General features: G+C 65.6%; 13 protein-coding genes. All 13 read left to right on the top strand.

From position 1 onward, the window contains the following. Positions 1-36: 36 nt before the first annotated feature. Positions 37-474, top strand: coding sequence for a prepilin-type N-terminal cleavage/methylation domain-containing protein (locus ACVXZ4_RS16445; RefSeq protein WP_461795859.1), 438 nt, complete (start codon positions 37-39; stop codon positions 472-474). 86 nt (positions 475-560) lie between these two features. Further along, entirely contained in the window at positions 561-968 is a 408-nt protein-coding gene (locus tag ACVXZ4_RS16440) for a prepilin-type N-terminal cleavage/methylation domain-containing protein (RefSeq protein WP_461795858.1), read from the top strand. 225 nt (positions 969-1193) lie between these two features. Next, positions 1194-1628, top strand: coding sequence for a prepilin-type N-terminal cleavage/methylation domain-containing protein (locus ACVXZ4_RS16435; RefSeq protein ID WP_461795857.1), 435 nt, complete (start codon positions 1194-1196; stop codon positions 1626-1628). A 105-nt stretch (positions 1629-1733) separates the two neighbouring features. Next, the gene (locus ACVXZ4_RS16430; RefSeq protein ID WP_461795856.1) at positions 1734-2381 is read left to right on the top strand and encodes a type IV pilus modification PilV family protein; all 648 of its coding nucleotides are present in this window, start codon (positions 1734-1736) and stop codon (positions 2379-2381) included. Then, positions 2374-3021 carry a PulJ/GspJ family protein gene (locus tag ACVXZ4_RS16425; protein WP_461795855.1) on the top strand — a complete coding sequence of 216 codons (648 nt, stop codon included), beginning with the start codon at positions 2374-2376 and terminating at the stop codon, positions 3019-3021. The genes ACVXZ4_RS16430 and ACVXZ4_RS16425 overlap by 8 nt, the downstream gene beginning before the upstream one ends. Beyond that, complete coding sequence (locus ACVXZ4_RS16420) at positions 3018-4601, top strand: hypothetical protein (RefSeq protein ID WP_461795854.1); 1584 nt, start codon at positions 3018-3020, stop codon at positions 4599-4601. Before ACVXZ4_RS16425 ends, ACVXZ4_RS16420 begins: the two co-directional genes overlap by 4 nt. Further along, the gene (locus tag ACVXZ4_RS16415; RefSeq protein ID WP_461795853.1) at positions 4598-5431 is read left to right on the top strand and encodes a prepilin peptidase; all 834 of its coding nucleotides are present in this window, start codon (positions 4598-4600) and stop codon (positions 5429-5431) included. The genes ACVXZ4_RS16420 and ACVXZ4_RS16415 overlap by 4 nt, the downstream gene beginning before the upstream one ends. A 24-nt stretch (positions 5432-5455) precedes the next feature. Beyond that, complete coding sequence (gene pilM / locus ACVXZ4_RS16410) at positions 5456-6508, top strand: type IV pilus assembly protein PilM (RefSeq protein WP_461795852.1); 1053 nt, start codon at positions 5456-5458, stop codon at positions 6506-6508. Beyond that, the gene (locus tag ACVXZ4_RS16405) at positions 6505-7179 is read left to right on the top strand and encodes a hypothetical protein (RefSeq protein ID WP_461795851.1); all 675 of its coding nucleotides are present in this window, start codon (positions 6505-6507) and stop codon (positions 7177-7179) included. The genes pilM and ACVXZ4_RS16405 overlap by 4 nt, the downstream gene beginning before the upstream one ends. Further along, entirely contained in the window at positions 7176-7874 is a 699-nt protein-coding gene (locus ACVXZ4_RS16400; protein ID WP_461795850.1) for a hypothetical protein, read from the top strand. The genes ACVXZ4_RS16405 and ACVXZ4_RS16400 overlap by 4 nt, the downstream gene beginning before the upstream one ends. A 101-nt stretch (positions 7875-7975) precedes the next feature. After that, a complete protein-coding gene (locus tag ACVXZ4_RS16395) occupies positions 7976-8821 on the top strand; it encodes a hypothetical protein (RefSeq protein ID WP_461795849.1) in 846 nt (281 codons plus the stop codon). A 9-nt stretch (positions 8822-8830) separates the two neighbouring features. Next, positions 8831-9331: a DUF6121 family protein gene (locus ACVXZ4_RS16390; protein ID WP_461795848.1), complete on the top strand. Its 501-nt coding sequence runs from the start codon at positions 8831-8833 to the stop codon at positions 9329-9331. Positions 9332-9398: 67 nt separating this feature from the next. Further along, entirely contained in the window at positions 9399-13889 is a 4491-nt protein-coding gene (locus ACVXZ4_RS16385) for an FtsK/SpoIIIE domain-containing protein (RefSeq protein ID WP_461795847.1), read from the top strand. Positions 13890-13906: the final 17 nt, after the last annotated feature.

Here is a 13906-nt window from a genome sequence, read left to right as displayed (position 1 = left end):
TGTCCATCGCGAAACCAATGAACAGGAACACTTCACATGATCACTCGACTCAACCGAGCCATGTCGGCCGGCCGTGAGGCTCGTAAGGATGGGGAGAAGGGCTTCACGCTCATCGAGCTCCTCGTCGTCATCATCATCATCGGCATCCTCGCCGCGATCGCCATCCCGGTGTTCCTCAACCAGCGCCAGAGCGCTTGGAAGGCCTCGCTGGCTTCCGACCTGAAGAACGCTGCTGTGGTCGTCGAGACCTACGGCACCTCGAACGGTGGGTCGTTCTCCGGCTTCACGCCGACCACCGTTCAGACTTCCACGTCGACGGTGTTCAAGATCAGCGCCGGAAACAACATCACCGTGACCCTCGGCGGAACCCCCGTCGGCTCGTCGTACACGATCCTCGGAACGAACTCAAACATCTCCACCGGCAGCCAGACCTACAACAGCGCTACCGGTGGTCTCGGAAAGTTCACTCCCTGACCGTTCGGGGATTGAGGCTCGCGGTGGGGAGTGCCCGGCCGACCGGCCGAGCACCACAGTGGACATCGAACGAGAGGAGTGGTCACATGACCGAACGCAGCGCCGAAACCATCGCCGGTAGGCTTCCGGTGCGGGGGGAGAGGGGCTTCTCTCTTATCGAACTCCTCGTCGTCATCGTCATCATCGGCATCCTCGCTGCGATCGCCATCCCGATGTTCCTCAACCAGCGCCAGAGCGCCTGGAAGGCTTCTGTGGCGTCCGACCTGAAGAACGCTGCTGTAGTCGTCGAGACCTGGGGGATGAACCACGACGGGTCTTTCGCGGCCTTCCCCCTGAGTAACGCCGTCAACGGCATCAAGGTCTCTCAGGGCAACACGATCCTCGTCAGCCCGAGCGCGACGACGTTCACTATCCTCGGCAGCAACGTGAATATCAGCCCGGGCGGGCAGACCTACGATCGAACCTCAGGTGGCCTGGGGAAGTTCACACCGTAAGCGTCGACGCACCAGCTCTCACAACGGCAGCATCCGATATCGGGTGCTGCCGTTGTCGTGGGTGCCGAATCGCCGGAACACCCCCGTTTTGGGGCCGCTTTTTCGTCGAATTACCCCTGTTCGCGGGATTCCGGGCTACTTACGGTGCCGCCATTCTGATCTCAGGGGGCATTGCACTTGGGGGCCACCTGTCCATCAACATTCTCATGAACAGGAATCAATCACATGATCATTCGTATGAACAAGGCCATGTCGGCCGGCCGTGAGGCTCGTAAGGATGGGGAGAAGGGCTTTACGCTCATCGAGCTCCTCGTCGTCATCATCATCATCGGCATCCTCGCCGCGATCGCCATCCCGGTGTTCCTCAACCAGCGCCAGAGCGCCTGGAAGGCCTCTGTGGCTTCCGACCTGAAGAACGCTGCTGTGGTCGTCGAGACCTACGGCACCTCGAACGGCGGTTCCTTTACAGGCTTCTCTCCTCAGACCGCACAGACGCCGGGCTCCGCAACCTTCAAGATCAGCGACGGCAACACGATCACCGTCACCGTGGGCGGAAGTCCAGCCGGATCCTCGTACACCATCCTGGGCTCGAACTCGAACGTAACAGGCTCACAGACCTACAACAGCGCAACCGGTGGTCTCGGAAAGTTCACTCCGTAACTTCCGCCCGTGGAACGGTGCGGACTGTGGCCAAGCCACCAGTCCGCACCGTTCTCGCATCATTTGTAGCCAAAAACTTCTGCTGATCGTTCTGAGGGAGGTGCCATGAACAGGATCCGACGTCTATTCGACCGTGTCACCACGGACTCGAGCGGGATGACGCTCGTCGAGGTGATCGTCGCGATCGCGATCATGGGCATCGTCGCCACAGCGGCGATCGGCCTCGCGATCTCTTCGACGCTCGGCTCCGTCTCGCAGCAGCGACGGGCGATTGCGGTGACCGTGGCAAACGCCGCGATGGAGAAGGCCAGCGGCCTTCCCGCCGACAGTCTCTTCAGCGGACGGTCGCTCGCCGCCGTGGCCACCAGTTTCACCGGCAATTCAGGAACAAGCGGCGTCAATAAGACCTACCAGGAGTACGACCACTCCCTTCCTCTTCCCGGCGCCCAGACGGTGCCGATCAACGCTCCCGTGACCCAGAACGGCACGCCATACACCGTCACGACGATCATCGGGACCTGTTTCGAGAAGCTCGGCACGAATGCGGGCCAAACGGCTGGTGGCGACTGCGCAAAAGTGGATTCCGCCACCTACGCGCCAGTGACACCGGCTGGCTACACCCCGCTGACGCGGGTGATCGTGATCGTCGGATGGACCGCTGGTCAGGGATGCGGCGTTGCCGGATCCTGCGTGTATACGATCTCATCCCTGATCGACTCCCACTCCGACCTTGAGTGGAAAACCAATGGCTGAGCGTTCGCAGCAGGATATGTCGGCTCGCAGCGCCGAGTCCGGTTTCAGTTTGATCGAGCTCATGGTCGCGATGGCGATCTTCACGATCTTCGTCGTTATCGTCATCACCTCGGTTGTGGCCATTTCGCGAAGCGCCGTCCGCACGCAGCTCGTCGGCCAGTCGACGAACAGCACCCTTGTGGTCTTCGGAAGCATCGACCGGCAGGTGCGGTACTCGGACTCGATCAACTACCCGGGGGTCGGCGCATCCGGCAATCGTTATGTCGAATTCCGGGTGCCCGCCGCGAGCACGACCAGCGGGCTGCAGGCCATCTGCTACCAGTGGCGCTTCTCCATCGCGAACTCCCGGCTTGAGTCCCGCCAGTGGAATGAGAGCGACCCCACGACTGCAACGGCCTGGTCTCCGAAGCTCACCGATGTCGCCGACGACGGAGACCCGACGCATCCGTTCCAGCTGATCCCGGCAAACATCTCGGACAAGCCCCGCCAACAGCTCCTGATCATTCTCAACCCTGGGGCAGACGCCCAGAATGCGGGAGCGGGGATGTCTACGACCTTCATCGCCCGCAACACGTCGATCAAGTCCCGAAGCAATGACCCACTCACTCCCGTCTGCACATTCGGAGCGTACCGACCATGACAAGGATCCCGACGGCGCTCACTTCCTGGCGAACCTCTGCGTTGAGAAGCCGACTCCGCGAGGACGGGGAAGAGGGAGTCGCGCTGCTGACCGCGATCCTCTTCATGATCCTTGCCGCGGGCCTCTCGGTAGTGCTGCTCAGCGTCATCCTGTCCCAGGCGACGCCGATCTTTATCGCGCAGAAGAACACGCGCACGATCTACGCGGCGCAGGCCGGAGTCCAGGCATCCCTCGGTGTAGTTCGCTCCCTCGCTCAGACGGATATCGCCACGGGAAAGACGACCGGTATCCGGGCGAAACTGCCGTGTTCGGTAGCAGGCAAGGTCGATGGCAACGATGCGACCTCCACGTACTCGGTCAGCATTAAGTACTTCATGCTCGATCCCACCGGAAAAGACACCGTGTGGCAGGATGCGAACGACATGGACTGCAGCGGCACGGTGCTGGCGGGTACGACCCAGCCCCTCTATGCGCTGGCGCTCGCCGATGGTGTCGGTGCGGGCGTGCCTGGCAAAGCCGACGTCAACTATGGCAACCGCTATATCTCGGCGGTCTACAAGTTCAAGGTGACCAACGTCAACATCGCGGGCGGTCGCATCTGGGACTACAACATCGGTTACTGCCTCGAGGCCACCACGGCCACGGTCGGTTCGACTGTCGTCTTCAAGTCGGCGGCCAACTGCACCTCGGCGAAGGACGCCACTCAGCTGTGGGTCTACGACGACGACTACGAGATCAAACTCGCCAGCACGACGGTCTCGCCGGCTACTCCCCTCTGCATCACCAGCCCGACCAACGTCTCGGCGACGGCCGCTGCTGCGGGAAACGCGGTTCTGGCGGTATGCAAGTCGGACGCAACCCGGTGGAGCCAGCTGTGGAGCTGGTTCGGCTCCAACACCTGGCAGGGCCAGAAAGCCGACAACACGGACTATTCCAACTACTGCCTCAACCCCGGGACTCCTGCCAACAACTCCTTGCTGACCGTGACCAACGGCTGCGGCGGCGGGTTCACTCCCACGACTGCCGTCGGAGCCGGCGCGGCGAGCTACGCCACGAACCAGATGGTCAACTACAAGGAGTTCGGCCGCTGCGCCGACGTGACAGACCAGTCGATCACCAAGACCTTCATGATCTCCTACCCATGTAAGCAAGACCCGACGGGCACCGGCCTGAAGCTCAACTGGAACCACAAGTGGTACTACACCGAGCCGACCTTGCCGGCCAGCTCCCTCGGCAACCAGCAGATCTCCGTTCTCAACAACAACGATGCAGCCCAGAAGTACTGCCTCACGACGCCGGCGGTCGGAAGCAAGCTCGTCACCTTCACCCTCTGCAGCGCAGGCAACACCACGACGCAGCGATGGACCCGCTTCCTCGACACCGGCACCTACTCCACCAGCTACCTCTTCACCGATTACCTCGGTCGTTGCCTCGCGGTCGACGCGACAGACACGTACACCAGCGGACAATGGTCGAAATTGATCGTCGCTACCTGCAACGGTGGCCTCGAGCAGAAATGGAACGCACCCGCCTCCTACAGCGACTCGGACGTGAGTGGTTACAAGGAGTACAGCAAGTGATCGCCGTGACCGTCGTGCTCGCGGCCGTGCTCGGACTGCTGCTCGGATCCTTCCTCAACGTCGTCGTCTACCGGGTCCCTATCGGCAAGTCGATAGTGTCTCCGCCGAGCGCGTGCCCACACTGCGACAGCGAGATCAAGCCCTGGGACAACATCCCGGTGCTGTCGTGGTTGCTGCTCCGCGGCAAATGCCGCAACTGCTCCGCGCCGATCTCGGCGCGCTATCCGCTCGTCGAACTCGCCACGTCGGTCTCCTTCGCGCTGGTGGCACTCGGCTTCGCCCCCGCGGCCTTCGCGGCCACGACATCCGCCGGTGCCGTCGCCGCAATCCTGGTCATGATCGCTTTCCTCTACCTCGCCGCGATCACCATCGCGCTCGCACTGATCGACCTCGACGTGCACAAGCTGCCGAACGTCATCGTGATTCCGGCGTACGGCGTCAGCGCGGCACTCTTCACGGCAGCCAGCATCCTGTCGGGCGATTTCGGACCGTTGATCGGCTCGGGCATCGCCATGGCAGCCCTGTTCCTCTTCTACCTCGTGATGGCACTCGTCTACCCCGGGGGGATGGGCCTCGGCGACGTCAAGCTCGCCGGCGTCCTCGGCATCTACCTGGGCTGGGCGGGATGGGGAGCCGTGGCCGTCGGGGCGTTCAGCGCCTTCCTTCTCGCCGGCGTCTTCTCGATCATCCTCATCGCGACCAAGCGCGCGGGGCGCAAGAGCGGCATCCCGTTCGGGCCGTGGATGTTTGCAGGGGCGTGGCTCGGCATCGTCATCGGCAACGCGGCCTTCGCGAGTTACCTTTCAGTCTTCGACCTCACGGTCGCCTAGTACACGCAGTTCACAGGGGGAGAAATGGCGAAAACAATTGTCGGGCTGGATATCAGCGCTAACGGGATCCGAGCCGCAGAGCTGGGAGCGGCGTCGAAGTCGCGCCCGGAGCTTCTGAGGTACCACTCGCTGCCTTTGCCGCCCGGAGCGGTCAATCGCGGTGAGGTCGCGGAGCCGGCCACCGTGGCGACGGTCCTCAAACAGCTCTGGTCCGCTGGCGGGTTCGGCACCAAGAACGTCGTGCTCGGAATCGGTAACTCCCGGGTGCTCGCCCGCGACCTGAGCGTGCCGAAGGCGCCGCTCAACCGCATCCGCGAGTCTCTCCCGTTCCACGTGCAAGAAATGCTGCCCTTCCCGACGGAAGACGCCCTCCTCGACTTCTACCCGATCAGCGAGGGGGTGGATGCCAACGGGCCGGTCATCAACGGACTCCTCGTCGCCGCCCTCAAGGAGGCGGTGCTCGGCAATGTGAAGGCCGTGCAACTCGCCGGCCTCAACCCGGTCGCCGTCGACCTCATTCCCTTCGCCCTCAGCCGGATCCTGCTCCGCGGATCTCAACTGAGCGGCACCTCGGCGATGATCGACGTCGGCGCCACGACGACGACCGTCGTCGTCTCCTCCGACGGGGTTCCCCGGTTCGTGCGCATCATCCCCACCGGAGGGGACGATCTCACCCACGCGCTCTCCAGCCGGATGGGCGTGTCCATGGAGGTCGCCGAGCGGGCGAAGAGGGCGCTGGGACTTTCCACCGCCCCGACCACCGCGGAAGAGAATGCGGCGGTCGGCATCATCTTCGAGACCACCGGCGAGCTCATCACAAGCCTCCGTAACACCCTGACCTACTTCGCCTCGACCGGGGCGAGCAACACGATCGAGCGCGTCGTCCTCTCGGGCGGCGGATCCACCCTCGGCGGGTTCGGAGCCGCGGTCTCGGAATACACCAGGCTGCCTGTCTCTGCCGGCGATCCCTTCGGCAATATCGCGATCGGGCGCCAGGCGGACAAGGCTATGAAGGAGAGAGGCGTGGATTCTTCCATGACTGTAGCAATCGGCCTCGCGCTGGGGACAGCGGCATGAGCGCCATCACGCTCGGTCGGCCATCGGTCGACGCGTCCCTGATCCTGGGAGGAATGCCGAGAGTCCATCTTCTTCCCCGGGAAGTGGGCGCCGGGCAGAAGACCCGCGCACTCCGACGTCGGCTCCTCGCCGGACTCGCGGTCGTCGTCGTACTGGCGATCCTCGCGACGGTAGGCGCAACCTTCGCGCTCTTCACGGCGAATTCGCAACTGGCGAATGAGCAGTCACGCAGTGCGCTGCTTGCGGCATCCCGGGCCAAATACGGCGATGTGACCAAACTTCAGAGCCAGGTCGACCAGATCGTCGCTTCCCAGCCCATCGCGGCCGCAGGGGAGATTCTCTGGGCGCCATACCTGCAAGAAATCCAGGCTTCGCTGCCGGCCGGGACGACGATCACGGCCTTCACTGCGTCTACCGCCACGGCGACTTCTGTCACCGACGCGTTGACGCCGGCGCATGTTGCGGATGTCAAGATCTCCGCGGACAGCCCGCAGCAACCGATCTCCGACTGGCTCGACAACCTCGCGAAGGTGAAGGGGTTCGTCGCGGCGCTGCCGGGAAGTGTCACCCGGGTAGAGGAGACGGGGCATTACACCGTCGAGGTCGACCTTCTCGTTAATTCCGATGCGCTGTCCGAGCGCTTCGCCCCGGTGAAAGCAGCGAAGAAATGAACCGCGATCGTCTTCTCACCCTCGCCATCGTCGGTGCCATCGCGCTTGTCGGGGTGCTCGGCTGGCTGGTCGGCGTCTCGCCGATCCTCTCCCAAGTGGCGTCCGCCGACGAGGAGCGCGCCAACGTCACGTCGACCAACGACCTCAACGCGATGAAGCTGATCGCTCTCAAAAAGCAGTTCGAGAACATCGGCGAGACGCAGACCGAGCTCGACAAGCTCCGAGGGTCGATCCCGGCCACCGCCGACATGCCGGTATTCCTGCGCACCATCAAGGAGTATGGCGATGCTCAGGGCATCACTCTCAAGAGTGTGGAAGTCAGCGGAGTCTCGGCTTACGTGGCTCCTGCCGCTGCTGCCCCGGTGGTCACTCCCGGTGCGGCAGCGACGACTCCCACGCCGACTCCGACCCCCTCGACTCCCGCCGCCGGCACTACGGCACCCGTGGTGCCAGCGGCCCCGTCGAACGGTTTGTACGTCGTGCCGATCAAGGTCTCGGTGAGCGGGACCTACGCCCAGGTCATGGCATTCGCTGGAGCGATCCAGGCTGGGCCCCGCCTCTTCCTGGTGACAAGCCTGGCGCTCGGCAGCGTCGACGGTGTGTTCACCGGCGACCTCGGCGGGGACGTGTATGCGATGCCAGCGCCGGTGACGGCAGCAGCGACCGCAGGGGCGACGGCGACGACCACCCCGTAACCGGCACCTCCTCGCGAGCCGACCTCCCGGCAGTTCACCGTCATTGCTAGAGTGACCTGAACTGCCGGGATGGCCCGGCTGGCCCGTAAGGAGTGGCACCGATGAGCGACAACACGCCCGAAACCGCTGCAACCCAACCGCCGAAGCGAGTCGACGGACCAGACATCGACGGCGGTGTCGTTCCGGCAGAGGAACTGCCGACGACTGGCGGGCCCGAGCCGGTCTACGATCTCGTCGAGGTCGCCCCGGCCGCGCCATCCGCCACCGAGCCGGTCGTGGCGACACCCGAACCGGCCGCAGCCGAGACGACGGTTGTGGAGCGCGCGCCAGCAGAGGCCGCCCCGCTCGCCGCGACGTCCGCGGCCTCGATGCAGACGATCTACGTTCCCTCGCCGGTACCCCCGCGCCGCAAGGGCAATCGGGGCTTCGGCGTACTGATCGCGCTGCTATCGAGCGTCCTCTTCGCCGCCCTGTATGCAGTGGCGATCGCGACGATCCACGCTGTCGAGATCGGTGTTTTCCGGTTCGACTTCTTCGGTTCGCTCGCCTATTACACGCCCATCGCATTCTTCTTCGTCGGCTTCGTCATCGTCGTGCTGCTCGCCAATCGCGCATCGTGGTGGGGTTACGTGCTCGGTAGCATCTTCGTCGGGCTGTTCGTCTACTTCGGATCGGTCGGCACCAGCCTGCTGGTCAACAACGTCTTCGGTCTGACCCCGACCAACGCCGCCCGGCTCTTTTCGACCGCACTCACCAGCCCCTTCATCATCGCGGCGGCGCTGCTCGCCCGCGAGGTCTCGATGTGGATGGGGGCGCTCATCAGCGCCCGTGGCCGCAAGGTGAAGATGCGCAACGTGGAGGCGCGGGAAGCCTTCGATCGCGAGTCGGCCGAGCGCACAGCGGAGTACGAGAAGTCGCGCTACGCCACGCCCGTCTCCACCGTCTAGCCCGACCGGGTGGATGCACGCACGCGCTACGCGACCACGATCGCGGTCTTCGCCGTGGTGCTCTTCCTCGCGCTCGCCATCGCGGCCAGCGGGGTGATCAGCCTCTATGCCGACCGCGAGGTGCTCACCGAGCGGGACGCTGGGCCGCTCATCGCGCCGACGATGTTCGCCGCGGCAACAGCCGCGCTCTACGTTCTGCTGATCACCTTCGCGCGGCGGCGCGGCTCCCTCATTGTCAGCGCACTGCTCACGGCGGTCATCACCTACTTCTTCTTCCTCCTCAGCGGATCCACCCTCTACTCCCTCGGCAAGGGCCGACCCCTGCTCTCCCTGCTCTTCTTCGGCGCGAACGCCGTCGGACCGTTTGCGATCGCCGTCGCCGTGATCGCGTTCGTGGTGGCGCTCGCCTTCCTGCTGTTGCTGTCCTACCGCGACAGCGGGGGAGCCGGCCGCACGCCTCGCTGGTGGTGGGAGAACCGAGACGAGCGGGAGCGTGACGATCCCGCGTGATGAGTGAGTTTGTCTCTCTCCTATACTTACTGCAGCGTCCAGCAGGTCGCCTCGGGGGAGGAAGAACGTGCGTCTCAAACTGACCCTTCGGCGGGCATCCGGAGTCACCGACGACATCGTCGTCACCGCGGATGCCTCGGCGAGCATCTCCGATGTCGCCGCGACGATCGCCCGGCTGGATCCGCAGGCCGCGGCCGCGAAGCCGGATCCGCAGCGCGTTCTCACCCTTCACGCCACGCTCCCCGGGCAGACGGAGGCCCTTCTCCTGCCCCCGGATGCTCCCCTCGGAGAGGCCTGGATCGGCAGCGGCGCCACAGTGAGCATCGCGGATGCCGGCACCTACTACCAGCCCGCAGCCTCGGGCAAAGCCCCCACCATCGCCACGCTCACCGTGGTGTCCGGTCCGGACGCCGGTCGCGAGTTCCCCCTCGTCACCGGCACCACCGTGCTCGGCCGAGAGGATGCTGCGGACATCACCCTCCACGACCCGCTCGTCTCTAAGCGCCACGTGCGCTTCGAGGTCTCCTCGGTGGTCGAGGTCGTGGACCTCGGCTCGGCGAACGGAGTGGTCGTCGACGGCGGGATCGTCACCCGCCTGCGCATCGAGAAGGAGGAGACGCTGCTCATCGGCGACTCCGAGGTACGCGTCACGGTGGCGGACTCCGCCGTGCACTCTGGGGTCGCTCCCACCGCCGGCCCGATCTTCTTCAACCGTTCGCCGAAGGTCGAACGCCGCTACGCCGGCCAGGAGTTCGCGGGCCCCGCGGTGCCGGCCGAGAAGCAGGACCAGCCGTTCCCCCTGCTGGCGATGATCGCCCCCGTGCTGATGGGCGGCGCCATGTTCGCGATCTCCGGTTCGCCGACATCCCTCATCTTCGTCGCGATGTCGCCGATCATGCTCATCGGCAACTTCATGACGGGCAAGACCCGCGAGAAGCGGCGGCTGAAGAAAGCCATCGGAAAGTTCGACGTGCACCTCGCGTCGCTCACCTCGCAGCTCGAAGAGGAGCGGGTGAGGGAACTCGAACTGCGCATCAACGAGTCGCCGTCCACCGAGGAGGCCTACGCCCAGGCCATCCGTCGTGGACCGCTGCTCTGGACCCGACGCCCGGAGCACTGGTCGTTCCTCAACGTGCGCATCGGCATCGGCACGATGGCCTCGCGAAATGTCGTGTCGACCCAGCCCAAAGGCGAGATGCTGCCCGAGTTCCAGAGTCGCCTCGACACTGTCGTCGAGGAGAACCGGATGATCGCCGGAGTGCCGATCATCGACAACCTGTTCGACTCCGGTGCGCTCGGTATCGCCGGCCCGACCTCGGCGACGGTCGGCTCGGTCAACTCGGTGCTCGTGCAGATCACCGCGCTTCACTCCCCGGCTGAGCTCGTGGTCGCCGCGCTGGTGAGCCCGGCCTGGTCCCGAGAGCTCGAATGGCTCAAGTGGATGCCGCACACCTCGTCTCCGCACAGCCCGCTGGAGGTCAGCCACCTCGCCGACAGCGCGGCGAGCGGATCGCAGCTGCTGTCTGCGATCGAGGGCCTCATTGCTGACCGGCTGGCGGGCAAAGGCGCGCAGCGCCGCGGGGCGATGGAGCAGGAGGGGGCAGCGCTCGAGCGCGGTGCCGAGGTGGGGTCCGCCAACACCACCGTCGGCACCCAGTCCCCGGTGCCCGCCATCGTGCTTCTGATCTCCGACGATGTCGCCGTCGACCGCGCGCGCCTGGTGCAGCTGGCCGAGCAGGCCGCGGACGCCGGGGTCTATCCGATCTGGGTCGCGCCGAGCGTGCCGTCCCTTCCGGCGGTCTGCCGTACCTACCTGCATCTCGAGCCGGAGTCCGCCCTCGGCACCGTCGGGCTCGTGCGTCTCGGCGAGACCATCACCGAGGTCGAGACCGAACAGGTCGATTCCGCTCGCGCCCTCGACTTCGCGAAGCAACTCGCACCGGTGATCGACGCTGGCGCTCTCGTGGCCGACTCCAGTGACATCCCCCGCTCGGTCTCGATGATCACGCTTCTTGGTCACGAACTGATCGAGACCAGCGACGCCGTCATCGACCGCTGGCGCCAGAACGCGTCGATGCACGACCGCACCCCGGGGGCGACCCCTAAGCCGCGCCGGGCAGGCAAGTTGCGGGCCATCATCGGATCCGCGGGAGTGGATCCTCTGCACCTCGACCTGCGCACTCAGGGGCCGCACGCCCTCGTCGGCGGCACTACCGGAGCCGGCAAGAGCGAATTCCTTCAGGCCTGGGTGCTCGGGATGGCCGCGGAGTACAGCCCCGACCGCGTGACCTTCCTCTTCGTGGACTACAAGGGTGGATCGGCCTTCGCCGACTGCGTGTCGCTCCCGCACACCGTGGGCCTTGTCACCGACCTCAGCCCACACCTGGTTCGTCGCGCGCTCACGTCACTTCGCGCCGAACTGCACTACCGGGAGCACCTGCTCAATCGCAAGAAGGCCAAAGACCTGCTCGAGCTCGAGAAGCGCGGCGACCCCGACAGCCCCCCGGCACTGGTGCTCGTGATCGACGAGTTCGCGGCCCTGGTCGGAGACGTGCCGGAATTCGTGGACGGCGTCGTCGACATCGCCCAGCGCGGACGTTCGCTCGGGATCCACCTGATCATGGCCACCCAGCGCCCGGCCGGCGTCATCAAGGACAACCTGCGGGCCAACACCAACCTGCGCATCGCGCTGCGCATGGCCGACGAGTCCGACAGCCAGGATGTGGTGGGCATCAAGGATGCCGCCCACTTCGACCCGGGCATCCCCGGCCGTGGTGTCGCCAAGACCGGTCCCGGCCGCCTCGCCCTGTTCCAGTCCGGCTATGCCGGCGGGTGGACCAGCCGCGAACCGGAGAATGCCGACATCGAAGTGGCCGAGCTTCGGTTCGGCGGCGAGAACCGCTGGGAGGACCTCACCGCGAGCACCGTCGACGAGGCGCGGGATCTCGGTCCCACCGACCAGCAGAAGCTCGTGGCGTCCATCGTCAGGGCCAACGCCGACGCGCAGATCCCGCCGCCCCGCCGACCCTGGCTCGACGAACTCGCCGGCCTCTATGATCTCGGCCGCCTTCCGCAGCGCACCGACTCGGAGCTCCTTCTCGGCGTCTCCGACATCGCCGAGCGCCAGCAGCAGCTGCCCACCTACTTCCAGCCGGACGTCGACGGGCACCTCTCGATCTTCGGCACCGGTGGCTCGGGAAAGAGCGCCGTGCTCCGCACGCTCGCGGCGGCGGCGGCCATCACGCCGCGCGGGGGCCCGGTGAAGGTCTACGGCATCGACTTCGGCTCCGGAAGCCTCCGCATGCTCGAGACCCTTCCGCACGTCGGCGCGGTGATCGCCGGTGACGACTCCGAGCGCATCATCCGGCTCTTCCGCCAGCTGCAAGCCGAACTCGAGGACCGCGGTCCGCGCTTCGCCGCCGCGAACGCTTCGAACATCGTCGAATACCGCAGGCTCGCGAATCGGCCGCAGGAACCCCGCATCCTGTTGCTGATCGACGGGTTCCCGAACTTCCGCAACGACTTCGAAATCCCCGCCGGCAGGTCGATCTGGTACGACGTCTTCAAGGACATCCTCAGCGACGGGCGGCAGCTCGGCATCCACGTCGCACTCACGGCCGACCGCGCGGGAGCCGTTCCGGCATCGATCGCCTCCAGCATCCAGCGAAAGGTCGTGCTGCGCCTCGCGGATGACGGCTACGGCATGCTCGATGTGCCCAGCGACATCCTCGGCTCGAAATCACCCGCAGGCCGGGCCATCGTCGACGGCTTCGAGACGCAGATCGCCATCCTCGGCGGATCCTCTTCGGTCTCGGAGCAGGCTACCGCCACGCGGTCACTGGCCGAGGCAATGGTGCGCGCGGGCGTCGCCGCCGCCCCGGGCATCGGATCGCTGCCCAAGGAATACCCGGCCTCGGACCTGCCCCCACGGGTCGCGGGCGAGCCGGTGCTCGGGATCAGCGACTTCGACCTCGGGCCGCTGGGGTTCGATCCGGTTGGCACGTTCCTGCTTGCGGGGCCACCGGCGAGCGGACGAAGCAATGCGCTCCACGCACTCGCCCGTTCGGTGCAGGCGTTCGATCCGGATGCCCGCCTCTACTACCTCGGCAACTCGCGCTCTCCGCTGTCGCAGGCGATGCCGTGGACCGACTCGGCGACGACAGTCGAGACCGTTGCCGCCCTTGCGAAGGACCTCACGGCCGCCATCTCGGATTCCGATACCGAGGGGCGGATTGTGGTGCTCATCGAGTCCATCGGCGACTATCTGCAGACCCCGGCGGATGGCGCGATCGTCGAGCTGGCCCGCGCGGCGAAGCGCAGCGACCACCTGGTGATCGCCGAAGCGGAGATGTCTGCCTGGGGCTCGTCGTGGCCGCTCATGGGCGAGTTCAAGAACGGCAGGCGTGGCTTCCTGCTCCAGCCGGAGACAGTCGAGGGCGACATCATCCTCAAGACGCAGCTACCGCGCATCAACAAGTCCGAATTCCCTCCCGGGCGCGGGATGTATATCGCCAAGGGCAAGTCCGCGCGGGTGCAGTTGCCGCTCATCGACGGCTGACGCACCGGATGGGGAGT

The organism is Lacisediminihabitans sp. FW035, from assembly GCF_054880895.1.
Note: the sequence above shows the minus strand (reverse complement) of the source record. Positions and strands in the feature narration are given on the sequence as shown.

Coding starts and splice junctions, on each gene's coding strand:
- ACVXZ4_RS16420 (WP_461795854.1), top strand. CDS start 3,018: ATGACAAGGATCCCGACGGCGCTCACTTCCTGGCGAACCTCTGCGTTG.
- ACVXZ4_RS16405 (WP_461795851.1), top strand. CDS start 6,505: ATGAGCGCCATCACGCTCGGTCGGCCATCGGTCGACGCGTCCCTGATC.
- ACVXZ4_RS16440 (WP_461795858.1), top strand. CDS start 561: ATGACCGAACGCAGCGCCGAAACCATCGCCGGTAGGCTTCCGGTGCGG.
- ACVXZ4_RS16400 (WP_461795850.1), top strand. CDS start 7,176: ATGAACCGCGATCGTCTTCTCACCCTCGCCATCGTCGGTGCCATCGCG.
- ACVXZ4_RS16435 (WP_461795857.1), top strand. CDS start 1,194: ATGATCATTCGTATGAACAAGGCCATGTCGGCCGGCCGTGAGGCTCGT.
- ACVXZ4_RS16395 (WP_461795849.1), top strand. CDS start 7,976: ATGAGCGACAACACGCCCGAAACCGCTGCAACCCAACCGCCGAAGCGA.
- pilM (WP_461795852.1), top strand. CDS start 5,456: ATGGCGAAAACAATTGTCGGGCTGGATATCAGCGCTAACGGGATCCGA.
- ACVXZ4_RS16445 (WP_461795859.1), top strand. CDS start 37: ATGATCACTCGACTCAACCGAGCCATGTCGGCCGGCCGTGAGGCTCGT.
- ACVXZ4_RS16425 (WP_461795855.1), top strand. CDS start 2,374: ATGGCTGAGCGTTCGCAGCAGGATATGTCGGCTCGCAGCGCCGAGTCC.
- ACVXZ4_RS16430 (WP_461795856.1), top strand. CDS start 1,734: ATGAACAGGATCCGACGTCTATTCGACCGTGTCACCACGGACTCGAGC.